This is a genomic window from Skermania sp. ID1734 (assembly GCF_007489285.1).
In the GTDB taxonomy this organism is placed as follows: domain Bacteria; phylum Actinomycetota; class Actinomycetes; order Mycobacteriales; family Mycobacteriaceae; genus ID1734.
Genome location: NZ_VLIY01000002.1, coordinates 269,128 through 294,121, shown reverse-complemented (window position 1 = coordinate 294,121; position 24,994 = coordinate 269,128). Strand labels below are relative to the sequence as shown.

Below are 24,994 nucleotides of genomic sequence, written 5' to 3'. Positions count from 1 at the left end.
CGAGATTCAATACCACTGGCGGGTAGGAGAATTCATGGCCCGAGCTGGCATGAAGAATAGCCGTGACCTGGTCGGCCCCCTGCGCGAGCGGGGCATCACGCTCTCCGAGTCGCAAATCTATCGCATCGTCGGGCAAGAACCCGAACGGATCTCGTTCCAAGTTCTTGTGGCGCTATGCGACATCTTCGGCATCGAGGCCGGCGACCTGATCACCTACACAGCCAGCGATGCCCGTCACACCCGCACGAAAGCCGTAAACGCGCCCAGCGACGTGCCGCTGCTCAATGCGTATCGGCCGGTGAAGGCGCGAATCATCACCGATGACTGAACCACGCAGACGTGGCCGGCCCCGCACTGCCGGCACTACCGAATGCAGCCGATGCCATGAGCCCTCCCGGATCCGAGTGCGGTGGCCGGAGGGCCCGGTCTGCGGTCCGTGTTTCACCACCGCGGCACGCACCTACGGCCAGTGCGCATTCTGCGGAACCGATCGACTCCTGCCCGGAGTCTCACCGACTGGGCAACCCATCTGCCGCGAATGTGCCGGCATCACCACCAATCTTGAATGTGACAACTGTGGGCGCGAAGCTGAACGCCTACGCGGCGACCACTGCGCTCGCTGCGTCGTCACCAGCGACCTTGAACAGATCCTCAGACCGCACACGCCGCCCGACATGCGCATCAAACGGCTGGTCACTGAGCTGGCGGCTGTTCCCCGCCCGGAAAGCATCATCACCTGGATGCGCCACCCCGTCACCGCTGATCTGCTCACCAAGATCGGCACGCGCGAGTTGCAACTCAACCACGAAGCCTTCGACGCCCTGCCGCCATCACGCAGCTTGGAACACTTGCGCGAGATGCTGGTTCATCACCACATGATGCCCAACCGCGGAGACCGACGCCTGGCCCGCTTCGAAAGCTGGCTCGACCACCGGCTCGAGACTCTGCGCGACGAGCCCGCCATCGCAACACCGCTGGAGCAGTTCGCGCGATGGCATCACCTACGTCGATTGCGCGAAAACACCGACCCCACACGCAATATGGACAACGCCACGCGCTGCGCCAAACAAGAAATCACCGAAGCCGGCAAGTTCCTACGCTGGCTACTTGACGAACACAGCACCACCATCAACGACCTTCGGCAGGCCCAACTGGACGCCTATCTCAGCGAGGGAACGACGACCCGCACCCTCATCCGCAACTTCATCCAATGGCGCGCACGTGCCGGCATCGCGCCACCGTTCAGAACGCGGTATCGCACAGCACGCACTACCCCACTGGCCTCATCGCGACAGCGCCTCGACCTGATCAAGAACGTCGTGGCAGCCGAGCAGGTCGCACTCTCGACCAGAATCGCCGCGTTGATCCTGCTGCTCTACGGAACCCCAGTGAGCCGGATCTGTCAGCTGACACTCGACGATGTCGACGCAACACCAGCAAGAACCACCATCGCACTGGGCGATCTCCCTGCCCCCATCCCAGAAGCCCTGCTCCCCCTCTTCCACCAGCACCTCGGGCGCCGGGGAAACCACCAGACCATGAACCACGGCAGCACCTGGCTCTTCCCCGGAACCAATGCAGGACAACACATCTCCGAACAAGTACTGATGAACCGTTTACGCGGCCTCGGCATCGACATCCAAGCCGCCCGAAACGCGGCGTTGCACGACCTCACCAAAGAAATAGACCCGGCCTCACTCGCCGATCTGCTCGGCTACTCAACCAAGGTCATGAACATCCACGCCGCCCGAGCCGCAGTGGCAATGGCCACCTACCCCGCCATCAACCGCCCGACCCAACGGCCTCTGAACAGGGAATACGACCGATACTGATAACACCGATATCCAGTGTTAGTCTGCGTATTGCATCAGACGAATCAACCACGCGGACCGCTCTCCACTACCCCGCCAACCTCGAGGAAGTGGCCGTCGACCTGCAGAACCTCCGCCGCAGCACTCGTACGAGCCATCGAGAAGCTCGCAGCAGTGCGACTACGGCAGTGGCGTTAGCGCGCTCCCCGCGCTCCACTACTACTCCGGTGCTCACATGAACAGGGCATGGCGGATCGAGATGGCCGGGAGGTCTGTTCAATTCCTGAACACTCCGCTGGCCGCGAAGGTCGGTGTGATGGAAGGCAACTTCCCCGATCCCAGGAGCACCCGTGAACCCAGAACTCGTCAAGGGCCGGCCGTCTACATCGGGCGACGGCTACCCGCTCAACACCACGACCCTCATCCGGCACGCGGCGCGGACGTCACCCGAGCAGGAGATCGTCTTCCGAACCTCGGACGGCAGGTGGGATCGCTATACCTACGCGGATGCCTACAGCCGGATCGTTCGCTCGGCGAACGCACTGCGTGACCTGGGCATCCAGCCCGGCGACGTCGTCGGCGTCCTGGACTGGAACAGCAGACGCCACTTCGAGCTGTACTGGTCGATCCCGGGGACGGCAGCGGCCATGCTCCAGATGAACCTGCGCCTGGGCGAGGAGGATCTCGGTTTCGTGGTCCGGCACAGCGGCACGTCATGGATCCTCGTCGAGGAAACCCTGCTCGCGGTGGCCGAGAAGATCGCACCCACCGTGCCCGACGTGCGATGGGTCATCATGACCGACAAGCCGCTGGAGCAGGTGGAGACCAGCCTGCCGGACCCGCTGCACTACGAGGATCTCCTGGCCGCAGCGAGCACCGAGGCGGACTGGCCGATGATCGACGAGACGTCCGCCTACAGCGCCTGCTACACGACCGGTACGACCGGACGCCCGAAGGGTGTCTACTACTCGCATCGCTGCATCTACCTGCACACGATGACGATGGTGGCCGAGCTCGGCATAAGCGCCTACGACTCCGTCATGCTCATCACTCCGATGTTCCACGCGAACTGCTGGGGACTGCCCCAGGCAGCGGTTCAGGCCCGGGCCAAGGTCGTGCTCCCCGGGCGCTACGCCGCCGGCGAGCTCTCCCCCCTGGTGGACGCGATTATCGAGGAGACCGTGACCGTCGCCAACGGCGCACCCGCGATCTTCGGCCCGATGCTGGACTACATCAAAACGCTTGAGACGAAGCCGGATCTGAGCCGCGCACGGTTCCTCAGCGGCGCATCCGAGCCGCCGTTGAGCCTCATGCGCGGATACGCCGAGCTGACCGGCGCCGACATCATCCACGCATACGGGGCCACCGAGACCACGCCGCTGGTCAGTGTGAACCGAGGCATCAAGCCCTCGCTGGCCCAGCTGCCCGAGGAGGAGAAGTGGGACCGCAAGCGGTCTCAGGGGGTCATGCTGACCGGCGTCGACTTCCGTCTTGTCGACGGCGAGGACCGGGACGTCCCCTTCGACGGCAAGGCCCAGGGGGAACTGCTGATGCGCGGCCCCTGGATCACCGCCAGCTACCACGACCTCAACGAGCCGGAACGGTTCCACGAAGGGTACTGGCGCTCGGGTGACGTGGCGACGATCGACACCTTCGGGTACCTCAAGATCGTCGACCGGATCAAGGACGTGATCAAGTCCGGAGGCGAATGGATCTCCTCGATCGACATGGAGAACGCGCTGACCTCGCACCCGTTGGTGCGAGAGGCCGCCGTCATCGGCGTTCCCCATCCCAAGTGGCAGGAGCGTCCGATCGCGGTAGTCGTGACCGACGGCGGAGTCGAACTGCCCCTGAGCGAGATCAAGGACGTTCTCGCGCCCCAGTTCGCGACCTGGCAGATGCCGGACAAGGTCCTATTCGTCGACAGCCTAGCTCGCACGAGCGTGGGCAAGCTCGACAAGAAGGTGATGCGGGAGAGCTACAAGGACGTCTACGCGGACTGATCGGTGAATCACCGGGGCCCGATTCGACGAGTCGGGCCCCGCTTCGGTCTTGGGTCAGGCCACCAGGACCTTCGCGGTGCCGGTCAAAGTCGTGGTCCCGTCCTCGAGGACGACCCGGACGTCGATCGTCGCGATGTCGTCCTCGATGGCGGTGACCGTCCCGCGGCAGGTGGGCCGGGCGTGCACGGGGGTGATCGCCACGAAGCGGACCTCCCACTCGAGGAGGTTCCCGATCGGCACCGCGTCGGTCAGCATCCGGCCCACGTACGCCATCGACAGCATGCCGTGTGCGATCACATCCTCCATGCCGGCGGCGCGGGCGAAGTCGAGGTCGATGTGGATCGGGTTGTGGTCCCCGGACGCGCCTGCGAACAAAGCCAGCTGGGTGCGAGTGACCGGGCCGGGCGTCAGCGCCTCGAGCTCCTGACCGACCTGTAGCGCGCGGCTCATGAAGAGGCGCCCGGGTTGCGTACGACGATGGTAGCGGTCGCCTCCGCGACCAGCTCGTCCCCGCGCAACACGTCCGTGCCCTTGACCAGGATCTCGAGCGCCCCGCCCTTGCGGACGGACACGTCGACGATCCTGGTCTGCAGGACGAGCTCGTCGCCGGCGTACACGGTCGCGTGGTGCCGGAACCTCTGGCCGCCATGCAGGATGCGGCCGATGTCGACGCCGAGTTGGTCGAGGTAGCCGAACGGTGCCGGGCGCTCGAGCTCGAGGCTGAAGAAGAACGTGGGCGGGACCGGGAGGTCGCGATATCCCGCGGCGCGTGCCGCCTCGACGTCGGTCCAGATCGGGTCGGTCTGCCCGGTCGCGCGGGCGAAGAAGGTAAGGCGGCCGCGCTCGACGATCGTCCGCACGGGTGCGAAATCGAGGGCCAACGCTGCCTCGCGGTCGATCGTTCCGACTGTGTCACTCATGGACGTAGCTCCCCGGTGCCTCGGCGATCACCGGGTACTCGGCGCTGCCCAGCTCGGTCGGTGCCACCTTCAACCGGCCGGAGCGCTCGATCAGCCAGTCTGACCACGCCGGCCACCAGGATCCCTGCTGCTTCTGTGCGCCGGCGCGCCACGCGTCGGGGTCGGAGGTGTCTCCGGGCCCGTGCCAGTACATGTAGCGGGAGGAGCCGACCGGGTTGACGAGACTCTGGATATGGCCGCTGTTCACGATGACGACCTCCGACTTCCCGCCGATCAGCTGGGTCGTCTGGTAGCAGGGTCGCCAGGTCGTGATGTGGTCGGTCAGGCCGGCGACGATGAACGTGTCCTCCTTTACCGCCGTCAGGTCGACCGGCGTGCCGAGGACTTCGAGGGCGCCGGGTTCGGCGATGCTGCCGTCGGCCAGCAGCGCGTTGATGTCGCGCGCGAAGGTCGCCGACACGTTCGTGCCGTCACAGTTCCAGGCGAGCACGTCGAAGGCCGGCGGCGTCTGGCCGAGCAACCAGTTGTTGACGACGTAGCTGAAGACGAGGTCGCGCGGCCTCATCAGCGCGAAGTTCCGGGAGATCGCCCGCGCCGGGATCACCTCCCGCGTCTGCGCCCGCTCCGCCAACACCGACCCCGCACCCTCGGTGGCCAACATCGTCACCATGTTGGGCTGCCGAGCGTCGAGCATCGTCACGAGGTACGTCGCAGCGTGGATGAGCTTGCTCTCCTTGGCTGCGAGGTGGGCCTGGGTCAGCGCCGTGGTTGCGCCGCCGGAGCAGACGCCGACGACGTTCACGTCCTCGGAGCCGGTGATCTCGCTGACGATTCGGTAGGCCCGGATCTGGGCGTCGAGGTAGTCCTCGATGCCCCAGGCGCCGTGTCCCTGAGCGGGGTCGAGGCTGGGGTTGCGCCAGACGACCATGAACGTCTCGATGCCCTGCGCCACGACGTACTCGACCATGGATCGCCCGGGGGCGAGGTCGAGCACGTAGTAGCGGCTGACCACGGGCGGGATGAACACCAGCGGTCGCGAGCGCACCTCGGGGGTGGCCGGCTGGTAGTGCAGGAGCTCGAACATCTCCTCCCGGTGTACGACGGAACCCGGCGAGCACGCGAGGTTCTCCCCGACCCTGAAGGGGCTCGAGTCGACCATCTGCGGCATGCCGTTGTTGTGCCGGAAGTCGTGGACGGCGTTCAGCGCTCCCCGCACCAGGGACCGGCCGCCAGACTCGATGGTCCGGCGCCACACCGTCGGGTTGGTGAAGAGCAGGTTGGCCGGGGAGAGCGCGCCGCCGATGATCTCGCGGACGTAGCGGGTTCGTTCCGCCGCCTTCCAGTCGGCTTCGCTGTCCTCGGTCGCCCGCTCGAGCGCCCGGGTGAAGGCGATGTGGCCTTGCGCGAGCCGCCGGAAGAGCGGATGCCGGCGCCAGGCTTCATCGCGGTAGAGGGGATCCTTGGCCGGGATGTCGATGTCAGAGACGCCGAGGGCGACGGTCAGCAGGTCTGCGGCGAACCGGGCCGCCTCTCGCGGCACAGCCCCGGGACGCACGAGCAGTCGCGCGACCTCCCGGAACTCCAGGGGATCCAGTGCGGTGGCGATGCCGCCACCGATCGCCTCACCTGCTGCTTCGACATCGATCGCCATCGGTCTCACCTTTCCTGCTGGAGGAACTCGTTCATGATCTCCGCGACGTGCTTGCTGTCCGAGACCGCGAACAGGTGGCCGCCGTGGATGACGTGCAGGGTGCTGTCGGGGATCAGCCGGGCCATCCAGCGGGCGTTGACGAGCGGGATGATCGGGTCGTCGTCGCCGGCGAGGATCAGCGTCGGTTGGCGCAGGAGCGGAAGGGCGGGCTGGCTGCTCCAGCCGAGGACCGCGAGCACCTGGTAGAGGTAGCCCCGCCAGCTGATCGACGCCATGGCGTGGTCGAGGTTCTCCACGACGCTCGTGTCGTTGCGGGCCGAGCCGCCGTACAGGCTCCCGGCGATCCGGCGGCGGTAGTCCGCATCGTTGAAGCGGCGGGGCGTGAGCATCCGCGCAATCGTGCGGGGGCGGCCCGGCATCGAGGGGATCCCCGCCGCGGTCGCGGCCAGGACCAGCCTCCGGCAGCGGGCGGGGTGCTGGATTGCGAACTGCTGCGCGAGGGTTCCTCCCCAGGAGACCCCGAACACGTCGACACGCGGGTATCCCAGCCGGGTGAGCAGCGCGGCGGTGAAGGCGGCCGCCGCCGCCATCGGGTAGGGCAACAGCGGCGGACGCGATGATCCAGCGCCCGGGAAGTCGAACGTGATGACCTCGACGTCCCTGAGGGACTCCGCCAGCGGCGCGAGGAGGTCGGCGCCTGACCCCACGCCGTTGAGCAGCAGGATGGGCGTGCGATCGCCACCGCCGGGCCATCGCGTGACCGTCACGCGACAACCGAGGAGATCGACCTGCTCGACGTACGACGTTCTCCCCGGCTCTGTCATGGCTGCCTTCACTGCTCGTCCAGCGCGCTGAACGCGGTCTCGAGTACTTCCGTCATGGGGTCTCCTCGCCGGGATCCTGCGAGCCGATCGTCGGTCGCGCTAGCCACGCTAGTGAGGTCTCGGCGGCGCCGGTGTTCAGTTTCTGGACGGTGCGGCGGGTGGTCGGTGCCGAGCGTCTGCACAGGGACATGCGCCGTGCCTCACCGTAGAAAGTCCCGTAGGCGAACGACTGTTCAGGAAGCGAACAAGCGCTCGCGTCAGGGCATGATCTTCAGCGCTCGCATCCGGGCGTAGAGGGTGGTGCGGCTGATCCCGAGCTCGCCTGCCGCGCGCGCTTTGTTGCCGTCGTGCGCCCGAAGGGCCTCGACGATCGCTTCGCGCTCGGCGCGCTCGCGCCCGGCGAGCAGCCGTACTCGGCGGACGGTCCGGTACTCCTCCGGCAGGTCTCGAAGCGTCACATCGCCTGCAGTGCGGTTGCGAAGGACATGCGTCAGCACGGCGCGCAGTTCGTGGAAGTTCCCCGGCCACGAGTGGCTGGCCAGCGCCTCGACGACACGGGGGATCAGGCGAACGTCGGCCGCGGGATCGACCTCTCGGATGATGCTCATCGCCAGGGTTCCGATCTCGCGGCAGCGGTCACGAAGGGGCGGGAGCGAGATGCGGTCGACTACCATCGCCGCCAGGGCCGCCCGAGGTCCCGTCAGCTCGTCTACCGGGCTCGACGTCAGCACCATCGACCTACCGTTCGCGATCGCGTCCACGAGGGCACAAGCCGCGGCATCGGAGAGGAGTTCGATGTGCTCCACGCACAAGGCGCCCGAGCCGGACAACTGGTCACGCAACCGAGCCGTCCACTCCGCTTCGTCCCTTAACGAGCCCTCCCCGCAATGCAGGAAGACGGCATCCGGGGCGATCCGCCGTGCTTCGGTACTCCGGCCGGTGCCCGTTGCGCCCTCGATGAGGAGCGGTCGGTCGACCGGCTCCGGACGCGAGGACGCCGTACGCCTGCGCACCGGCCCGTGCGGCCGTGCGAAACGGAACAGGGTGGCCGCTCGCGCGCCCTGCACCGGAGCCAGACAGACCTCGATGTCGGTCCCGGACGCAAGGGTCAGTCGTGTCCGCTGTTCCTCCGCAGAGTCCAGGTCGTTCGCGAGAAGGCGCAATGCTGCGAAGTCGGCCGGCGCCAGGAGATCACCGGCAGCACGGTTCGTCAGGACGACGTCGTCGCCCAGCGCCACGACGGCACGGTCTCGGTAGCGTGACTCGGCCTGGAACGCAGCCAACAGCAATCGTTCCGAGGCCCGGGCCTGGTCGAGGAGACGGAACTCGATGTCCTCCACCGCCCGGACCAAGAAAGGAGCCAGGAGCGGGTTGGCGTCGCGAGTCGTGCCACTGATGTCGAGCACCCCCACCAACCGCTTCGACACCGGATGGATGATCGGGTGTGCGTAGCAGGAGAACGCCTGGAACGGCTCGATGAAGTGCTCCTCGCCGTGTACGGCGATCCCGCGTCGCGTCTCGAGCACAATGCCGATCGCGCTGGTGCCCAGCACGTCCTCGGACGCACTGGCACCGGGACGGATCCCCAGGGAGTCGAGGACCGTTTCCAGCCGGGGGTCGTCGAACCAGCGGCATTGGATCCGGCCGTCCCGATCGGCGAGGAGCAGGCTGTAACGGGTACCGCTGAGCTTGCTCGTCAACATGTCGAGGACCGGCCCGGCAGCTCGCATGAGGTGGTTGGAAGGGTCGACCTGCTCGACCGTGACCTCCGCGGGTTGCGGCCCGGCCGGCTGGATGCCGTTGAGCCACGACCGCTTCCACGAAAACTCGATCGCCTGCCGGCGGTCGACGCCCGAGGGAGTGGTGAGGCCGGGTCCGGGTGGAGACTGGGGAACGGCAGTCATCGAATCGCGGGCCTCAGAGTCCGAGTTCCTTGGCGATGATCGTCTTCATCACTTCGCTCGTGCCGCCGTAGATCCGGTTGACCCGGGTATCGGCGTAGAGCCGGGCGATCGGGTGCTCGGTAATGTAGCCGTAGCCACCGTGCAGTTGCAGACACTTGTCGATCACGCGTGCGGCGACCTCGGTGCAGAAGAGCTTGGCTCGTGCCGCGTCCGCGACTCCCAGTTCCTCGTCGTCGTCCAACTCGAGCGCCTTGTCCACGAGCGCCTGGGCGGCCTCCACCTCGGTTGCACACTCGGCGAGGACGAACTTCGTGTTCTGGAACTCGGCCAGCGAGTGACCGAACACTTCGCGGGTCTGGACATAGGTCCGGGCGAACTCCACAGCGGCCGCCGCACTGGCCACTGCGTGGTTGGCGATGGCGAGGCGCTCGCGTGGCAGGTTCTGACCCAGATACCAGAAGCCGCGGCCCTCCTCACCGAGCACGTTCTCCACCGGTACGACGACGTCCGAGAACGCCAGCTCGCAGGTGTCGATCGCGTGCTGCCCGATCTTCTCGAGCTGACGCCCGACCTCGAAGCCCGGGGACCGGTTCTCCACCACCAGGAGCGAGAGCCCGGCGCGCCGGTCGTCGGTGGCAGGCGACGTACGCGCTACGACGATTGTCAGGTCGGCGTTGCGTGCACCGGTGATGAATGTCTTGGCTCCGTTGAGCAGATAGTGCCTGCCGTCAGCCGAGAGGGTCGCGGTGGTGCGGATGCCCGCGAGATCGGATCCCGCACCCGGTTCGGTCATGGCGATAGCCAGCACGATCTCGCCGCTCGCGATCCGCGGCAACCACGCCTTCCGCTGGTCCTCGGTGGCGAGGTTCAGGAAATACGGCAGAACGATCCCGGTGGTGACCATGTAATGGCCGAGCTCCACGCCGACACGCGTCGTCTCCTCGGAGATGATCGCCTGATACTTGTAGCTCACAGCCCCGGGACCGCCGTACTCCTCCGGGATGCCGAAGCCCATGATCCCCAGGTCGCCCAGCTTGTTGAACAGCTCCCGCGGCGTCCCGGTCCGGGTCCAGTCCTCGTAGTGCGGGACCACTTCGGCGGCAAGGAAATCACGGATCATCGCCCGGAAGTCCTCGTGGTCGGTGTCGTAGATGGTGCGCTTCACTTCAGTCCTCCCTCAGCGCCCGGCATGGAACGGGGCGGTGCTTCTCGATGAAGGCGCTCCAAGCGGCACGCGCTTCGCTCGAACAAAACCGGTCATGTGTCCGGTAAGTGAGAATGTTACCGGTCGCGTGATCTGTTTGTCTATAGTCTTCTCATGCCGCAGCTCACCCGCCGCACTCAGGCCGAACGCACCGAGCGCACGCGAAGCCTCCTCGTCGAGGCGGCCATCCGCGCCATCCGCGACGACGGCTACCAGGCGGCAACGACGCGCCGGGTGGCCGAGTACGCAGGGGTATCGCTGGGCGCAGTGGCGCACCACTTTCCGACACGGGCTGACCTGATCGCAGCAACACTCGACCATGTCGCCACGCGCGTGGTCGGCGCCATCAAGGAGGAGGCAGCAGCCCTCGAGGGCGGCGCCCAAGACCTCGGGGCGCTCCTGGACGTCCTGTGGCGCAACTTCACGGGCGAGTCGTTCGTCGTCTGGGTGCGGGTCTGGCTCGCCGCCGCCGCCGACCCGGACCTCCATGTGGCGGTCGCGGCAGCGGATCGGCGGATGTCGGAGAACCTCGCGCGAGTATTGCCGCCGTTCGCGCCTGCCGGCCTGGGCGCCGCCGACTGGATACGGCGGGTGAACGTAGCGCTCGACGCGATCCGCGGCCTCAGCCTCCTGGAGACCTACAAACCGGGCGAAGCCCCCATGCCCGACCGCTGGCTGGCAACCCGGCGGGAGCTCCTCCGGATGCTCGAGTCCTGATCCGCGGGACGATGTCGGCTACAACCGTTGTCTTGCAACGTCTTCCACCTGGCATTGGCATTTCGATAACGCCACCACATGTGAGTAACGCCTATGAGTGGCACTGAGTGAAGTAGCCGATCTATGCACCGGTCATTGCGCGGGTGCAATCTGGTGCATCAGGCCGGCCTGGTCGTACTGGACCCAGGCTTCGGCGAGCTTGCCATCGATGATGCGGTAGATCGAAATTCCTTCGATATGTACGACGCGACCGGTCGGTGGCACTCCGTAGAAGCTGCCTGTGTGGACGGCGTCAATGCTGTAGCGGACGGCGACCCGGTCGGCTTCGGCGACGATGTCGCGGACCTGGAAGTTGGCGTCCGGGAAGCCGGCACGGAAGGCCGTGATGGAGTCGCGGGGGGTCACGCCGCTGGGCAGGTTGTGATCGAGGTAGCCCGGCGCGACGAGGTCGTCCAAGGCGGCGGGGTCGCCAGTGTTGAGGAACTCCTCGACGAAGCGACGGGCGAGAGTGTGTGCGGTGGACATGGCCGACCTCCAAATAGATCAGGCTCTAATTCGATAGATGCTACTCTACAACGGTGACTCAGAACGTCAAGCCCACCCCGCGCCGCTACCGTTCCGCGACGCGATCGGCCGGCGCAGAGTCGACCCGCACAGTGATTGCCACCGCCGCAGCCGACCTGTTCCGGGCACGCGGGTACCGCGGCACCACGATGACCGCCATCGCCGAGAGCGCCGGGGTCGCCGTACAGACCGTGTACGCAATCTTCACCAGCAAACGGGGAATCCTGCTGGAGCTGGTTTCCCGCGCCAAGGCTTCGGCCGACGTCGGCCCCGCTTTCGACCAACTGATGGCCGAAAGCGACCCGCGCCGCCAGCTCGATCTCACGGTCCAGCTCACCCAGCGATGGGCAGAGGCCGGCGCGGACTTGGTCGATATCGTTCGCGCCGAGTCCGGCTCCGATGCCGACGTCGCGGCGGCCTGGCACAGCGCTGAAGCCAGCCGACTGCGCGGCAATATCGCAGTCATCCAGCAGCTGGCCGAACGCGGACACCTCCGGGACGACCGCACCGTCCGCGAGGCGGCCGATCTGCTCTGGACCCTGGAAAGCACGGACCTGTACCGGCTACTCGTGACCGAACGCGGATGGTCACCCAGGCGCTACCGCACCGAGATTCGTAACCTCCTCATCAACACCCTCCTGCGCGACGACACGACCTGACCGTCCACACCTGTCACCTCAGCGGGGTTTAGGGAACATCGTCGAGCGCCTGCTCGCGCAAGCACACGACGACCGAGCGCCCCCAGTGCTGATGACGCCTTGGTTCTCGCAGGCGGACTTCAAGGTCTGCCCACAAGATCGGCGACGACGTCCGCAAGCAAGTCTGCAGCGTTGGAGCCGACGATGAAGTACGAGAAGCCGAGTTCTTCCCGACGGCGCAGAATCTCATCCGCTGCGGCTGCTGGGTCGCTCGGCAACACAAGCAATGAATCCACGGCGCGAAGCGCAGTCGGGTCAGTCCATGGAGGTGCCATGAATGGCGCGACTTTATCTCCAACAACCGATACGTGTTGGGCAAGCTCGATGTCGCGGTTAGCCCCGAAGCCGCTGACCAATCGCCTGCTCTCGGCTCCTGTCTCCCCCGGCGGAATCACGAAGGTGACCGTGTCGGCCAGTTCTGCCGCCAACGCTTGAGCCTTCGGCCCGCGCACAGCCATGACCACTGGCGTGTACCGCTCCGGACCGTCGAGCTCCCGTAATGCGGTGACTGTCTTGCGAATCTCCGTTAGGCGCTGGCCGGACGCGACCACCGGCAGCCCGAGTTCACGTAATTGATCTTCGATGCCTGGCCTGCCGGTGCCGATGCCCAGTTCAAAGCGCCCCTCGGTCAGGACGGACAGGGAATGTGCTTCCCAAGCGGTGGTCCATGCAGGACGTACCGGAGCGGCGTACACCCACGTACCGACGCGTAGGTCGGCCACGGTCGCCGCTGCGGCAAGCGTGGGAGCGGGCGCAGGTTGCATGGCCGGCACATCGGGCATCAGCAATGTCGAATATCCGTTGTCGGCGATCCGACGTACCTCGTCTCGCCATACCTGCATGCTTGTGAGCACCGGGGCAACGACTCCAAACCGGAAGGGCTTTGGGGCTGAGTTCCTCGCTGTCTTCACAATTCGGATTCTTGCTTAATCGACATTCTGGCGCGACTCCTCGCCGTCTCAGGCGAGTTCCTCGCCGGCGATCGTCGGGCGGACTGCGGACATCGATCTGAACGACCCGGCGGACAAGCGCGAAAAAGCTTGCAGCGAGACCTATTTCGCGCGCTTCTTCGACACGTGCATCGTGATTTCGGCGCTGACAACGACGTTTCCGTCGGAGTCGGCAACGTCGACCGGAACTGTTAGTTCGGTGGGTTCATCGGTGAATTCGGGGATGTGATGATCAATTCCTTGGATTTCTGGCTTTTACGACCGGCCCTGGCGCAAGGCCTCGGTGACGGTGCGGTACATGGTGGCCTTGATCGCGCCCAGCGTGCCGGGGTCCTTGCCGACGATAGGAGTCAATCGTTCGACCGCCGTGTTGACGATCTCTGCTTCGGTTGCGGTGCCGTCGACCAGGCCCGCGAGGAGGGCTTCGTTGCCGCCGTAGCGGTGCCCTGTCGCCATGGCGGTGATCGCGGTCTGCGGCATGAGTTTGGCCTGGATCAGAGCGGCCATTCCGGGGGTGAACGGGATGTGGATATCGACCTCGGGGAAGCAATAGTAGCCGCGGTCCTCGCGCATCACCCGGTAGTCGTGGGCGATCGCGAGCATGGCACCGGCTCCGAAGGCGTGTCCGTTGACCGCGGCCACTGTCGGTAGCGGGAAGGTGAGGACTCGGTTGAACAGACCCTGAACTTCGCCCACGTACCAGTCTGCTCGATCGCCGTTGGCCATGAGCCAATCCAGGTCGAGACCGTTGGAGTAGAACTTGCCGGTCCCGACGGTGACCAGGCCGTGCGCGTTCTTCTCCACTCCGTCAAGAAGGGTGTTGACGGTTTCCAGCCACTCGGGTGAGAAGCGGTTTTCGCCGTCTCCGAGACTCAGCACGGCGATCTTGTCGCGGTATTCGACTGTGGCAGTCATTATTTGGGTTCCTTTTCTCGAGGGGTCCTGGTCGGTGGAGGAAGTGTGACGACTGCGCGCACGGCCGCGGCAAGACGTTCACGAACCGCAGGGTCGGGTGTACGGCGCCCGCGTAGCAGCAGAGCGGCGGGCAGTTCGACGACACAATCGCGAACAACCGCGACCGCTTCGCGGTCGGACCGGTCCCACAGCGCCCGCGACAGACGGACGAAGAGTTCGACGAGGGTTCTGTCGAGCATGCGGAGATCGACGGCAATCTCGTCCGGGATTTCGCTCGCCCCCAGCAGTTCATCCCGGCGGACGGTCAGTAGAAATCGTCCTGCGACCGGGAACTCCAGTAAGAATCTCGCGGGGCTGTCAGCCGCAGCGACAACCGCATCAACCGCGCTGGCCTGAGGGTTCTCCCCTAGCCGAAAAGCCTGTTCGACAGCCTCGCGTTGGAGGTCGAGAAAGCGTTGCGCCGCCCGCAGCCAGACCCGCCCTACGAGGCCCGCCCGCGAACCGAAGGCGTGATAGATCGCACCATTGGACACGTTGGTGGCTTCCGACAGCGCACGGACTGTCACGGCAGAAGCGCCGGACTCGACCGCCAGCCTCTCGGCAGCGTCCATCAGCTGTTCGAGGTCATGGATGCGTGGGCGGGGCACGACCAGAACATAACAGAGCAGGTGCTCTATTAAAAGGTTAGCCGGGCAGCCAGTTGGCTAAGTCACACACTCGAACCCAGCGCGAATTGACGCTGGCGATCCGCGATCACTGTCGGTGGATGAATACGACCGAACTTGGATAACCCGGCTATGAGTGAAAGCCGCTTAGGCAGGACCTGTCTGGGCCGCCGCTCACTGGGACGTTCCCCTGCCGTCCGGCTGAGCTGCGTTGTCCATACTCACGACGCAGCTCAGCGATGATCAACGCTCTCGGGCGACGCCGCCGGATCCGACACCCGGATCACTCCGGCGTCGAGATCGAGTTCGACGCGCGGGCGGTGCGTCTGACCGTCTTGGTCCTCACCCGACTCATCCGTCAGCTTTTTACTCGGGAACATCTCACCGAAAACGCCCACAAATCCACGATAACCCCACCGCGCGATGAACCGACCGCAGCGATGTCACATCTCACGGCCTACTCGAGTTCGCGACCGTGATCGGTGTCGGCAACCTGTACGTCGTCTCCGGAACGCGAAAAACTCCGCCAACTTGCGGCTGCAGGCTGGCGGAGTTTTGCGTCGATCAGGCTGACTGCTTCGGGGTGAGCTCGACCATCATCTTCGTGTATCCACGAACGAAGTTGGACTGCAAGTACTCCGGCTCCCCCACCACCTTGATGTCGTCGAACCGCGCGAGCAGCTCCTCCCAGAGGATCCTCAGCTGCAACTCGGCAAGACGGCTGCCCATGCAGCGGTGAACGCCGATGCCGAACGAGAGGTGATGCCGTGCGTTGGAGCGGCCCATGATGAAATCGTCCGGATTCTCGAATTTGCGCTCGTCCCGGTTGGCCGACGCGTACCACATGACGAGCTTGTCGCCCTTCCGGATGAACTGCCCGTTGAGGACGGTGTCTTCCTTGGCGATGCGGCGCATGTAGGCAAGCGGTGTCTGCCAGCGGATGATTTCGTTGACCAACTTAGGAATGAGCTTGTGGTCTGCCTTCAGTCGCGCAAACTCGTCCGGGAACTGGTTCAGCGCGAGCACGCCGCCGGACATCGAGTTGCGGGTGGTGTCGTTGCCGCCCACCACGAGCAGGATGAGGTTGCCGAGGAATTCCATCGGCCGATGGATCAAATCCTTGGTGTCCTCGGACATTTGCATCATGGAGATGAGGTCGTAACCGGGCGCCTCGCCCGCCGCCAAGCGAGCGGCCTTGTCATGCCAGAGAGCACTGAAGCTCTTCGCCATTTCGGCGATGCCCTTGTACATCTCGTCCAGGTCGTTCTGACCGCCGGTGGCCGAGGCGCTGCCCGCTGCCAGGTCGGTCCAATACACCAGCTTGCGGCGATCCTGGTACGGGAAGTCGAGCAGGGTGGCGAGCATGCGTGAGGTCAGCTCGATCGAGACGTTATCGACCCAGTCGAAGGGCTCCCCGATCGGCAAGTTATCGAGCACTTCCTGCACCCGCGAACGGATAAGATCCTCCATTTCCTGGAGGTTCTGGGGTGCCACCACGCCCTGCACGGCGCCTCGCTGCTGATCATGACGCGGGGGATCCATGGCGATGAACATCTCGATGTCGAGGCCGTCGGGTGGATTGCCGATCACGATCTGCGGCTCGGCAGAAAACACTTCGAAGTTCTTGTCAACAGCGACAATGTCGTCATAGCGGGTAATCGACCAGAACGGGCCGAAGGGGCTGTTCGCCTGGTAGTGCACCGGCGCCTCGTCCCGCAAGCGCTTGAAGTAGGGCAGCCACTGTCCCTGCCGATACATGAACGGATTGCTGACGTCGATTGCGGTCAGCGGCACATCGTTGACGTCGGGAATCGGCTCTTCGACGAAGACCGGCTGGTTGTCGCCGAGCACCAGCTTCTTGGCCTTTTGGAACATATGCAGACCCTGAACCTGCCGGTCCATCGGGATGGTTGCCTGGGCCTTGTTGATTACTTGATCGAGAACGTTCATGGGGTTCGTCCGCCTTCTGATGATGTGAAGATGTCCTGGGTCATAGCTGGAATTCAGGGAGATCGATCGGCACCCGCGTTCGGCGACAAGACATGACCTGGCACGCCAGGCGCCGCCGGGCACTCAGGCGTCATGCCAACCATCTCGTCATCGTAATTCGGCGTGCGCCGTCGATGATCTTTCTCACGTCCTAACTCCTTGCTCGAAGATTGTGGTGCTCACCAATTTCCGCGCGACCTACTCCCCTGCGCCCCCGCAGGGCAATACTAGGAACTAATCAGTTCCTAAAAAGCTATGCTGCTCGAAGCCGTGTGTCAACATGAAACAGTGAACGATTCAGTAGCCGTGGTCCGACCGTTCCGGGGAGTCAGTGCAGCGGAGCGGGTGCGGCAGCGTCGCGATGCTCTGCTCGACGCAGGTCTGAGCGCGCTCGCGGAAGGAAGTCGAGCCTCGGTCACCGTTGATGACGTCATCGCACGAGCCGGTTTGTCGAAGCGATACTTCTACGAGAACTTTCATACCCGCAATGATTTATTTGTCGCCCTCGGCGATCGGCTTGTCGAGCAAGTCACGGCGGCCGCCCGGACGGCGCTGACGACGCCGGCCACCGACATGCTCAGCCGGGTGCAAGAGGTGGTCGAAAGCGTTGTCTCGGTTCTCATCTCGGATCCGCGTAACGCCCGGCTGTTTGTCGACATGATGGGCGGCGACGAACGCACCGACACCGTCGACCGGACTGAGCACGCGATCGCAGCGATGCTCATCGACGGCGTCGTCGCAGACATCCGAGTGAGTCAAAAAGAACGCATTCGTCTGGACATGGCCGCGGTGGTTCTCATCGTCGGGGCGGCACAGGCCATCAGTGATTGGCTGGACGGAAGAATCGAATTGTCGCGAGCCGAGCTGGTCGAGGAAATCGTTCGTTTGGTGGCCGCGGCGATCCGCACCGTCCGTCCTGATCTTTGACGCGAGGGCGCCTAGTTTGCGGCGTGCCGTCAGTCCAACGGCGGGTGCCAGTCAACGACCGTGTCGAAAGCGCGCATGGTCGCGGCAGCGGGCAACGCCCTGACAACTGTGTTGCGAATTGAGGTCGGTACGCGTCCCCGCAACGACGCAGCTAACCCGGCGCTATGCGACCGCCTGGCAATCTTGTGCACACGGGCGAGCCGCCGCTTGTTGTATACGGCCAGTTTGTGCATGACGTCCACGCCGCCCGGGACGCCGAGAGCAGAGCCGAGTTCTACGGCGTCCTCCAGTGCCTGGCATGCGCCCTGCCCCAAATTCGGAGTCATGGCGTGCGCGGCGTCGCCAACGAGCGCGACCCGACCGTGCGCTAGCGTCGGCAATTGCTTCAACTCAAAGATCTCGTTGCAGAGCAACTGTGACGGTTCTAAGTTTGCCAATAGCTCTGGGAACGGGGCGTGCCAGCGGGAAAATCGCCGCTGCCACCAACACAGAGCCGCATCGGCCTCTGTGGGCACTTCAGCAGTAACCGGCACGACGAGGTAGGCATAGAATCGGCCGTCGGGCAATGGTGCCACGCCGGCGTAATCCCCTGCGCCCCAGCTCTCTCCACCTTCAACTGACGCGGGATCGCCAACCCGACCGACCAGCCGTGCAGCAAGCATGCCGGTCGAACGAACGGCTGCATCGGGCCAAACTGCTTGGCGTGCAACACTCCACACACCGTCCGCGCCCACGACGACATCGCTTTGCATCCGATCACCGGAGCCAAGCGTCACAGTGCCGTTTGCGTCAACGCCGCGCACTTCGGTTGACACTCGGACGTCTATGTCGGTACAAGCCTGCCGCAACGCGGTCAGTAGCTCACTGCGCTGCAGAACGATGATTCCGTCTCCGAACCGCTTGGCAAGTGCGGCTGTGTCGGTGCGGACAAGCCAGCGGCCATCACTGTCGCGCATCCCTCCCGAGCTTTGCGCCAGTCCGAGTCCACGGATACGCGTTCCAATGCCGAGTGCATCTAGCGCACGTAATGCATTGGGCCACAGAGTGATTCCAGCGCCAGACTCGGAAAGCGCCGGCCGGCGTTCGAACACCGTGACCTGCCACGACCGCCGCTGCAACGCGACCGCTGTCGACAAGCCGCCGATGCCGCCGCCGACAACTACTGCACTGCCCAGCACTTTCCCTCCCTTCTTCACCATACAACGCAACCGGGGCCTTGCGGCAAGACCCGGGTCCTGCGGCAGAATCTGCGGACCAAGGTGAAATGCCTGCGAAATCCGTTGAGGGGACTCGATGTTTGATGTGATCGTTGTCGGCGGTGGCCCGACCGGCTTGATGCTGGCCAGCGAGTTGCGGCTGCAGGACGTGAATGTGGTGGTGCTGGAGAAAGACGCCGAGCCGACCGAGGTCGTCCGCGCTCTCGGCCTACACGCGCGCAGCATCGAAGTGCTGGACCAACGCGGCCTGCTGGAGCGGTTCCTCGCGCTCGGCACCCAGTATCCGCTCAGCGGTTTCTTCGCGGGCATCCGCAAGCCGCAGCCAGACGGGCTCGACACTGCGCACCCTTACGTGCTTGGCATCCCTCAGCCCGACACCGATCGGCTGCTGGCCGAGCACGCGACCGAACTCGGCGCCGAGATTCGACGCGACTGCGAAGTGGTTGGGCTCGACCAGGACCAGGAAGGAGTGACCGTCGAGCTAGCCGACCGCACACGCCTGCGGTCGCGCTACGTGGTCGGCTGCGATGGCGGCCGCAGCACTGTGCGCAAGCTGGTCGGGATCGGCTTTCCCGGCGAGCCGTCCAGGGTCGACACACTGATCGGCGAAATGGAGGTGGCCGTGCCCGCGGAGACGGTCGCGGCGGTGGTGGCCGAGGTACGCCAGACCCAACTGCGGTTCGGCGTCGGTCCCCTCGCCAACGGGTTGCATCGCGTGGTAGTCCCCGCTGACGCGGTGGCCGAAGACCGCACGGCACCACCGACATTGGGCGAACTGAAGCGGCAGTTACGGGCTGTCGCCGGCACCGACTTCGGCGTGCACTCACCACGTTGGCTTTCTCGGTTCGGCGACGCCACCAGACTCGCAGAGCGATATCGTTCCGGGCGGGTACTGCTGGCCGGCGATGCCGCACACATTCATCCACCGGTGGGCGGACAAGGACTCAATCTCGGGCTTCAGGATTCGTTCAACCTCGGTTGGAAGCTGGCCGCCGAGGTGCACGGCTGGGCGCCGCAGGGTCTGCTCGAAAGCTATGAATCCGAACGGCGTCCGGTTGCCGCCGATGTGCTCGACAACACCCGCGCACAGATGCAGCTGATCTCGGTCGAGCCCGGCGCGCAAGCGGTGCGCAGGCTGCTCTCGGAACTGATGGACTTCGAGAACGTGAGCCGCTACCTCACTGAGAAGGTCACCGCTATCGGCGTCCGCTACGACCTCGGCGACGGGCACGACATGCTCGGCCGGCATATCCGGGATATGCCGCTGAAGGACGGACGCCTCTACGAGTTGATGCGGCACGGCCGCGGGCTACTGCTCGACCAGACCGGACGGCTCTCGGTGGCCGGTTGGACCGATCGTGTCGATCATGTCGTCGACGTCAGCGACGACCTCGAGGTTCCCGCGGTGCTGCTGCGCCCGGACGGTCATGTTGCATGGGTCGGGGCGGGGCAACAGGACCTCGACGGTCACCTGTCGAAGTCGTTCGGCGCTGCGGCGCCTGCGACTACCTGACCTCTGTGCACTCGGTGTCCACTCTTCGCCGCCGACGCGAGGGATTCGGCGCGTGCGGCCTCATTCTTGGACATCCAGTGCGGTTCTCCCAGATACTCGACCGCTAATGACCATCCAACCCGGCGCCACCGTTCTCGGCGGCTGGGATCCAGATGCCACCTTCTGGCTGCGCGATGACCACATCATCGTCGAGGACAATCCAACGGAATGGCGACTGACTTCCGGCGGCCGATGGACGCACGTCCGAACAGCAGCGCCGACACAGGATTAGTCTGCGGTTATAGAGGTCCCGCCCACTCTGGTCGAGAAAGCCCGCACCGCACGCAGTATCACCGTGCTCACGGGCGCGGGAATGTCGGCCGAAAGCGGTCTGCCGACCTTCCGGGACGCCCAGACCGGACTGTGGGCGCGGTATGACCCGATGACGCTAGCCACTCCGGAAGCATGGCGAGAAGACCCGGCGCTCGTGTGGGCCTGGTATCAGAAGCGTGGTGCCATGTTGCAGACGGCCGAGCCCAATGCCGGTCACCTCGCACTCGCCACATGGTCGAAGTTTCAAGACATTCGCATAGTCACTCAGAACGTCGATGATCTGCACGAGCGCGCGGGCAGCACCAACGTCATTCACGTGCACGGCAGCCTCCTCACCCCATACTGCGACTCCTGCCATACCCCGTATCCCGCTGACGTCGAAGAACCCACGGGCGAACGCGTACCACCCCCGAAGTGCGCCTGCGGCGGTCTCATTCGGCCGGGCGTGGTGTGGTTCGGCGAGATGTTGCCGGAAGACGCGTTCGCACGAGCGATCGATGCCGCGCAGCGGTGTGATCTGATGATTGTCGTTGGGACATCCGGAATCGTTTATCCCGCAGCAGGTTTAGCTCAGCTCGCCCAAAGCAATGGCGCGAGCGTCGCCGAAATAAATCCAGCAGAGACGGAAGCATCTAGTCAGGTGGACATTCGCTGGCGGGCCACCGCGGCCACCGCGTTGCCGGCACTCCTCGCGCAGGTGAACCCGTGACGGGGCCCCAGTCGAACCAATCGCATCGCGCCCGCGAGATTGCGGAGTCGTTCGGCGTCGATCCGGAGCGATACAACCGCGCCCGACCCGCGTACCCCGCGGGACTGATCGACCGCATCGTGCGCACGTTTCCGGGTCGCGACGTTCTCGATGTGGGCTGTGGGACGGGGATCGAGGCCCGACAGTTCCACGCCGCCGGATGTCGCGTCCTCGGTGTGGATCCCGACCGACGCATGGCCGAGTTCGCGCGGACCACGGGCATCGACGTCGAAGTGAGTCGTTTCGAGGAGTGGGACCCAGCTAACCGCAGCTTTGACGCTGTGGTTTCCGGCCAGGCCTGGCACTGGGTCGACCCGGTTGCGGGCGCGGTCAAGGCCGCCCAGTTACTGCGTCCGCATGGCATTCTCGCGCTGTTTGCGCATGTCTTCGAACCACCGCCCCCGGTCTCGGATGCCCTCCGAACGGTGTTGCAGCGCGTTGCACCAGATCTGCCTTTTGGTGCTGCACAAGTGACCGGCGACGAGCGCCCACCGACCCCAGCCAATGCCTACCGCGCTATGTACATCCACTTCGGCGACGCGGTTGGGCAGACGAACGCTTTTGGGGAACCAGAGCATTTCCAGCTCGAGTGGGAACGCGCCTACACCCGCGACGAGTGGCTCGATCTGCTCGCGACCACCGGCATGCTCACGAGACTTTCGACGGACGCACTGGCTCAGATCTCCGACGGCGTCGGAGCGGCCATCGACGCCATCGGAGATCACATCACGGTTCGCTTCACCACTCTGGCGATGACCGCACGTCGCCGATAGCCCCTGATCAGTGCCAGTAGCGCATGGCGCGTATATACCGCGCCGCCATCACGCGCTGCCCGATCCTGCCCATTGGTCCCGCGACCTTTGTCAGCAGCGTGTCCGGACGCGAAAATGCGGTCACGACAAAGACAATGGTGTCGTCCGGTTGACGTTCGACGCAGAACATCTCCTCACCGGCCACCGGATGACCGGGCAGCGTGCCGTAGGCGAATCCGTACCGTTGACCCGGTTCGTCGATGACGTACACAACGCGCACCGGAGCCATCACTTGCAGCGGTCCCAAACCGATCCCAACTAGAGCCACTTCGTCGGTGTCGACTCGCGGCGCCGAACTGGCAACTCGCAACCCCGAGCCCAGCTGAACCTGCCAACCGAGAATCGCTTCGCCCAGGTCACGCAACCGCCGCTCGCCCGCGCCGACGGATACCTCGCGGCGTGCATGGTGATAGCCAACGGGGAATTGGATTTTCGTTGCGCCGACCCCGGAGTAGGTGAAGTCGGCGGCCCGAAGCCTCGCAATCGCAGTGGGGTCGAGCGGCGTGACGCTTCGACGGCTAGCCACTACGACCCCTTTGCCTCGGTCAGGCGGTCAACGATCACCGCACGTGCCTGCCGACCTTCCGATGTCGGGGTCACCACCGGAATCATCCGGCTTCCCAGACTGGGCACCCACTCCCCCTTCATTTGTCGTCGCTTCGGCTGCTATGACCATAGAGCAGGCGTGGTCTACGTTGAGGTGATGCGGACCAACGGCGACTACACCTGGTACGTCGCCTACGCCTCCAACATGTCGATAGCCCGGTTCGCGTGCTATCTGGAGGGCGGCTGCCCGCCGGGCGCGACATTGACCTACGTAGGTGCCCGCGATGCGAGTCCACCCCGGGCATCGCTCCCGATCACATTGCCCGGGTCGCTGTTCTTCGCGGGCGAATCGCGCGCATGGGGTGGCGGCCGCGCCTTCTATGATCCCGAAATCCCCGGGCCCACGCCCGCGCGCGCCTACCTGATCACCAACGAGCAGTTCGCGGATCTCCGTGCCCAAGAGCCACCCGTCTATGACCGGCTGCTCGAAATCGGTATGCATCAAGGATTTCCGATGCTCACCTTCACCGGCCAGCACGGCCGAAAATCGGTGGCCTGGCGACGGCCATCACAGCCCTACCTGCACACGATCGCCGCTGGGTTGGCGGAAACGCACGGCTGGACTGCCACCGCGATCTCGAACTACTTCGAGCGGCTGGGAGTAAACCCCGTTAAGCAGCGATGAGCGCGCTCGTGTCGACGGGCGCGCCGGTGGCTGCGAGCACCTCGTCGACGGTGACACCGAGTGCTGTTTCGACGAGCCGCAATCCGTCAGCCGTGACATCTAGAACCGCCATGTCGGTGACTATTCTTTGCACACAACGCATTCCGGTCAGCGGCAGCGTGCACTGCTGCAGAATTTTCGGCTCACCGCGCTTGGAGACGTGCTCCATCATCACGATGACCTTCCGCGCGCCATGCACGAGATCCATTGCGCCACCCATCCCCTTGACCATGTGACCGGGAATCATCCAGTTGGCCAGGTCACCTCGCGCACTGACCTGCATGGCACCGAGCACGGCCACGTCCACGTGACCGCCGCGGATCATGCCGAACGAGGTGGCCGAGTCGAAGTAGGACGCACCGGGTAGGACGGTGATGGTCTCCTTGCCGGCGTTGATGAGTTCCGGGTCGAGTTCGTCCTCGTAAGGGTAAGGTCCGACGCCGAGAACGCCGTTCTCCGAATGCAATACGACGGCGATGTCGGACGGCAGGTGATTCGGCACGAGGGTGGGCATCCCGATGCCCAGGTTGACGTACTGCCCATCGGACAGTTCCCGCGCAACGCGGGCCGCCATTTCGTCACGCGTGAGCTTTTTCACCGCTCGCCTCCTCGCACCGTCCGCTTCTCGATTCCGACGTTCACCTTGCCGACGTGAACCACCCGCTGCACGAAGATGCCCGGGGTGTGCACCTCGTCGGGGTCGAGCACTCCCGGTTCGACGAGTTCTTCCACCTGGGCGATCGTGATTCGACCGGCGGTCGCGGCCGGCAGATTGAAATTCCGTGCGCTGCGCCGGTATACGAGGTTGCCGTGCCGGTCGCCCTTCCATGCGTGTACCAGCGCGTAGTCGGTCACGATGCCTCGCTCGAGGACGTATGTCACGCCGTCGAACTCGCGGGTCTCCTTCGGCTTGCTTGCCACCGCTACTCCCCCATTACCGTCGTAACGCAGCGGCAGTCCGCCGTCGGCGACCTGGGTTCCGACGCCCGCCGGTGTGAAGAACGCCGGAATACCGGCGCCCCCGGCGCGCATCCGCTCGGCCAGCGTGCCCTGCGGGGTGAGTTCGACCTCCAGCTCACCCGACAGATACTGCCGGGCGAACTCCTTGTTCTCCCCCACGTATGAACTGATAGTGCGACGAATCCGGTGCGCATCGAGCAAGACCCCGAGACCGAATCCGGCGGTGCCGCAGTTGTTGCTGACGACCTCGAGGTCGCTGGCGCCCTGAGCAAGGAGCGCGTTGATGAGCACTTCCGGCACCCCGACGAGCCCGAACCCGCCGACCGCCAGGGACGCACCGTGCGGTACGTCGGCGACCGCTTCAGCGGCCGAGGAGATCACCTTGTCCATCATGGAACCAAGCATACCTCGTGTCGTACG

The 24,994-nt window shown here is 65.0% G+C and carries 27 protein-coding genes; 11 read left to right on the top strand and 16 right to left on the bottom strand.

The window, feature by feature from the left end:
• The first annotated feature begins 34 nt into the window (after positions 1–34).
• The 3 genes from FOS14_RS03415 (at position 35) to FOS14_RS03405 (ending at position 3,814) form a co-directional block, all read left to right on the top strand.
• Complete coding sequence (locus FOS14_RS03415) at positions 35–328, top strand: helix-turn-helix domain-containing protein (protein ID WP_370512154.1); 294 nt, start codon at positions 35–37, stop codon at positions 326–328.
• A gap of 346 nt (positions 329–674) precedes the next feature.
• Positions 675–1,832: a site-specific integrase gene (locus tag FOS14_RS03410; RefSeq protein ID WP_221936651.1), complete on the top strand. Its 1,158-nt coding sequence runs from the start codon at positions 675–677 to the stop codon at positions 1,830–1,832.
• 329 nt (positions 1,833–2,161) lie between these two features.
• On the top strand, positions 2,162–3,814 hold the full coding sequence (locus tag FOS14_RS03405) for a long-chain-fatty-acid--CoA ligase (protein ID WP_143768844.1): 1,653 nt from the start codon (positions 2,162–2,164) through the stop codon (positions 3,812–3,814).
• A gap of 54 nt (positions 3,815–3,868) precedes the next feature.
• Here FOS14_RS03405 and FOS14_RS03400 read toward each other — a convergent pair whose 3' ends face one another.
• The 6 genes from FOS14_RS03400 to FOS14_RS03375 form a co-directional block, all read right to left on the bottom strand.
• Entirely contained in the window at positions 3,869–4,264 is a 396-nt protein-coding gene (locus FOS14_RS03400) for a MaoC/PaaZ C-terminal domain-containing protein (RefSeq protein WP_143768843.1), read from the bottom strand.
• A complete protein-coding gene (locus tag FOS14_RS03395) occupies positions 4,261–4,734 on the bottom strand; it encodes a MaoC family dehydratase N-terminal domain-containing protein (protein ID WP_143768842.1) in 474 nt (157 codons plus the stop codon). The genes FOS14_RS03400 and FOS14_RS03395 overlap by 4 nt, the downstream gene beginning before the upstream one ends.
• The gene (locus tag FOS14_RS03390) at positions 4,727–6,385 is read right to left on the bottom strand and encodes an alpha/beta hydrolase (RefSeq protein WP_143768841.1); all 1,659 of its coding nucleotides are present in this window, start codon (positions 6,383–6,385) and stop codon (positions 4,727–4,729) included. The genes FOS14_RS03395 and FOS14_RS03390 overlap by 8 nt, the downstream gene beginning before the upstream one ends.
• Before the next feature lie 5 nt (positions 6,386–6,390).
• Positions 6,391–7,221: an alpha/beta fold hydrolase gene (locus FOS14_RS03385; protein ID WP_221936650.1), complete on the bottom strand. Its 831-nt coding sequence runs from the start codon at positions 7,219–7,221 to the stop codon at positions 6,391–6,393.
• A gap of 245 nt (positions 7,222–7,466) precedes the next feature.
• Positions 7,467–9,113, bottom strand: a complete 1,647-nt coding sequence (locus tag FOS14_RS03380) for a sigma-54-dependent Fis family transcriptional regulator (protein WP_143768840.1) — start codon at positions 9,111–9,113, stop codon at positions 7,467–7,469.
• A 13-nt stretch (positions 9,114–9,126) separates the two neighbouring features.
• Positions 9,127–10,278, bottom strand: coding sequence for an acyl-CoA dehydrogenase family protein (locus FOS14_RS03375; RefSeq protein ID WP_143768839.1), 1,152 nt, complete (start codon positions 10,276–10,278; stop codon positions 9,127–9,129).
• A gap of 153 nt (positions 10,279–10,431) precedes the next feature.
• Between FOS14_RS03375 and FOS14_RS03370 the strand changes: the two genes are divergently transcribed.
• Positions 10,432–11,034, top strand: a complete 603-nt coding sequence (locus FOS14_RS03370) for a TetR/AcrR family transcriptional regulator (RefSeq protein WP_143768838.1) — start codon at positions 10,432–10,434, stop codon at positions 11,032–11,034.
• Between the two features lie 132 nt (positions 11,035–11,166).
• Here FOS14_RS03370 and FOS14_RS03365 read toward each other — a convergent pair whose 3' ends face one another.
• Positions 11,167–11,559, bottom strand: a complete 393-nt coding sequence (locus FOS14_RS03365) for an ester cyclase (RefSeq protein WP_143768837.1) — start codon at positions 11,557–11,559, stop codon at positions 11,167–11,169.
• Positions 11,560–11,612: 53 nt separating this feature from the next.
• On the opposite strand from FOS14_RS03365, the gene FOS14_RS03360 reads away from it, so the two are divergent.
• Complete coding sequence (locus FOS14_RS03360) at positions 11,613–12,257, top strand: TetR/AcrR family transcriptional regulator (RefSeq protein ID WP_143768836.1); 645 nt, start codon at positions 11,613–11,615, stop codon at positions 12,255–12,257.
• Positions 12,258–12,376: 119 nt separating this feature from the next.
• Here FOS14_RS03360 and FOS14_RS03355 read toward each other — a convergent pair whose 3' ends face one another.
• From FOS14_RS03355 to FOS14_RS03340, 5 genes are all read right to left on the bottom strand, one after another.
• Complete coding sequence (locus FOS14_RS03355; protein WP_143768968.1) at positions 12,377–13,138, bottom strand: LLM class flavin-dependent oxidoreductase; 762 nt, start codon at positions 13,136–13,138, stop codon at positions 12,377–12,379.
• Between the two features lie 363 nt (positions 13,139–13,501).
• Positions 13,502–14,161, bottom strand: coding sequence for an enoyl-CoA hydratase/isomerase family protein (locus FOS14_RS03350; protein WP_143768835.1), 660 nt, complete (start codon positions 14,159–14,161; stop codon positions 13,502–13,504).
• Positions 14,161–14,808 (bottom strand): TetR/AcrR family transcriptional regulator, encoded by a 648-nt coding sequence (locus tag FOS14_RS03345; RefSeq protein ID WP_143768834.1) that lies wholly within the window; start codon positions 14,806–14,808, stop codon positions 14,161–14,163. Before FOS14_RS03345 ends, FOS14_RS03350 begins: the two co-directional genes overlap by 1 nt.
• A gap of 251 nt (positions 14,809–15,059) precedes the next feature.
• Positions 15,060–15,224, bottom strand: coding sequence for a hypothetical protein (locus FOS14_RS24595; protein WP_185981587.1), 165 nt, complete (start codon positions 15,222–15,224; stop codon positions 15,060–15,062).
• 166 nt (positions 15,225–15,390) lie between these two features.
• A complete protein-coding gene (locus FOS14_RS03340; protein ID WP_304944896.1) occupies positions 15,391–16,899 on the bottom strand; it encodes a cytochrome P450 in 1,509 nt (502 codons plus the stop codon).
• A gap of 204 nt (positions 16,900–17,103) precedes the next feature.
• Here FOS14_RS03340 and FOS14_RS03335 point away from each other — a divergent pair, with 204 nt between their 5' ends.
• The gene (locus FOS14_RS03335) at positions 17,104–17,742 is read left to right on the top strand and encodes a TetR/AcrR family transcriptional regulator (protein WP_143768833.1); all 639 of its coding nucleotides are present in this window, start codon (positions 17,104–17,106) and stop codon (positions 17,740–17,742) included.
• A 29-nt stretch (positions 17,743–17,771) separates the two neighbouring features.
• Here FOS14_RS03335 and FOS14_RS03330 read toward each other — a convergent pair whose 3' ends face one another.
• Complete coding sequence (locus tag FOS14_RS03330; protein WP_255450031.1) at positions 17,772–18,920, bottom strand: FAD-dependent oxidoreductase; 1,149 nt, start codon at positions 18,918–18,920, stop codon at positions 17,772–17,774.
• A gap of 115 nt (positions 18,921–19,035) precedes the next feature.
• Between FOS14_RS03330 and rox the strand changes: the two genes are divergently transcribed.
• From rox to FOS14_RS03315, 4 genes are all read left to right on the top strand, one after another.
• Entirely contained in the window at positions 19,036–20,472 is a 1,437-nt protein-coding gene (gene rox, locus FOS14_RS03325; protein ID WP_143768832.1) for a rifampin monooxygenase, read from the top strand.
• 106 nt (positions 20,473–20,578) lie between these two features.
• On the top strand, positions 20,579–20,743 hold the full coding sequence (locus FOS14_RS24590; RefSeq protein ID WP_185981586.1) for a hypothetical protein: 165 nt from the start codon (positions 20,579–20,581) through the stop codon (positions 20,741–20,743).
• Positions 20,744–20,752: 9 nt separating this feature from the next.
• The gene (locus FOS14_RS03320; RefSeq protein ID WP_143768831.1) at positions 20,753–21,493 is read left to right on the top strand and encodes an NAD-dependent deacylase; all 741 of its coding nucleotides are present in this window, start codon (positions 20,753–20,755) and stop codon (positions 21,491–21,493) included.
• The gene (locus FOS14_RS03315) at positions 21,490–22,305 is read left to right on the top strand and encodes a bifunctional 2-polyprenyl-6-hydroxyphenol methylase/3-demethylubiquinol 3-O-methyltransferase UbiG (RefSeq protein ID WP_255450030.1); all 816 of its coding nucleotides are present in this window, start codon (positions 21,490–21,492) and stop codon (positions 22,303–22,305) included. The genes FOS14_RS03320 and FOS14_RS03315 overlap by 4 nt, the downstream gene beginning before the upstream one ends.
• A 7-nt stretch (positions 22,306–22,312) precedes the next feature.
• Here FOS14_RS03315 and FOS14_RS03310 read toward each other — a convergent pair whose 3' ends face one another.
• Positions 22,313–22,870 carry a DUF1990 family protein gene (locus tag FOS14_RS03310; RefSeq protein WP_143768830.1) on the bottom strand — a complete coding sequence of 186 codons (558 nt, stop codon included), beginning with the start codon at positions 22,868–22,870 and terminating at the stop codon, positions 22,313–22,315.
• Between the two features lie 177 nt (positions 22,871–23,047).
• Between FOS14_RS03310 and FOS14_RS03305 the strand changes: the two genes are divergently transcribed.
• Complete coding sequence (locus FOS14_RS03305; RefSeq protein WP_143768829.1) at positions 23,048–23,575, top strand: hypothetical protein; 528 nt, start codon at positions 23,048–23,050, stop codon at positions 23,573–23,575.
• Here FOS14_RS03305 and FOS14_RS03300 read toward each other — a convergent pair.
• Together FOS14_RS03300 and FOS14_RS03295 are read right to left on the bottom strand one after the other, a co-directional pair.
• Positions 23,562–24,188 (bottom strand): CoA transferase subunit B, encoded by a 627-nt coding sequence (locus FOS14_RS03300; RefSeq protein ID WP_143768964.1) that lies wholly within the window; start codon positions 24,186–24,188, stop codon positions 23,562–23,564. The genes FOS14_RS03305 and FOS14_RS03300 overlap by 14 nt on opposite strands.
• 20 nt (positions 24,189–24,208) lie before the next feature.
• Entirely contained in the window at positions 24,209–24,964 is a 756-nt protein-coding gene (locus tag FOS14_RS03295) for a CoA transferase subunit A (protein ID WP_143768963.1), read from the bottom strand.
• Between the last annotated feature and the right edge of the window lie 30 nt (positions 24,965–24,994).

Coding starts and splice junctions, on each gene's coding strand:
- FOS14_RS03415 (WP_370512154.1), top strand. CDS start 35: ATGGCCCGAGCTGGCATGAAGAATAGCCGTGACCTGGTCGGCCCCCTG.
- FOS14_RS03410 (WP_221936651.1), top strand. CDS start 675: ATGCGCATCAAACGGCTGGTCACTGAGCTGGCGGCTGTTCCCCGCCCG.
- FOS14_RS03400 (WP_143768843.1), bottom strand. CDS start 4,264: ATGAGCCGCGCGCTACAGGTCGGTCAGGAGCTCGAGGCGCTGACGCCC.
- FOS14_RS03395 (WP_143768842.1), bottom strand. CDS start 4,734: ATGAGTGACACAGTCGGAACGATCGACCGCGAGGCAGCGTTGGCCCTC.
- FOS14_RS03390 (WP_143768841.1), bottom strand. CDS start 6,385: ATGGCGATCGATGTCGAAGCAGCAGGTGAGGCGATCGGTGGCGGCATC.
- FOS14_RS03380 (WP_143768840.1), bottom strand. CDS start 9,113: ATGACTGCCGTTCCCCAGTCTCCACCCGGACCCGGCCTCACCACTCCC.
- FOS14_RS03370 (WP_143768838.1), top strand. CDS start 10,432: ATGCCGCAGCTCACCCGCCGCACTCAGGCCGAACGCACCGAGCGCACG.
- FOS14_RS03365 (WP_143768837.1), bottom strand. CDS start 11,559: ATGTCCACCGCACACACTCTCGCCCGTCGCTTCGTCGAGGAGTTCCTC.
- FOS14_RS03355 (WP_143768968.1), bottom strand. CDS start 13,138: ATGCAGGTATGGCGAGACGAGGTACGTCGGATCGCCGACAACGGATAT.
- FOS14_RS03350 (WP_143768835.1), bottom strand. CDS start 14,161: ATGACTGCCACAGTCGAATACCGCGACAAGATCGCCGTGCTGAGTCTC.
- rox (WP_143768832.1), top strand. CDS start 19,036: ATGTTTGATGTGATCGTTGTCGGCGGTGGCCCGACCGGCTTGATGCTG.
- FOS14_RS24590 (WP_185981586.1), top strand. CDS start 20,579: ATGACCATCCAACCCGGCGCCACCGTTCTCGGCGGCTGGGATCCAGAT.
- FOS14_RS03305 (WP_143768829.1), top strand. CDS start 23,048: ATGCGGACCAACGGCGACTACACCTGGTACGTCGCCTACGCCTCCAAC.
- FOS14_RS03300 (WP_143768964.1), bottom strand. CDS start 24,188: ATGGCGGCCCGCGTTGCGCGGGAACTGTCCGATGGGCAGTACGTCAAC.
- FOS14_RS03295 (WP_143768963.1), bottom strand. CDS start 24,964: ATGGACAAGGTGATCTCCTCGGCCGCTGAAGCGGTCGCCGACGTACCG.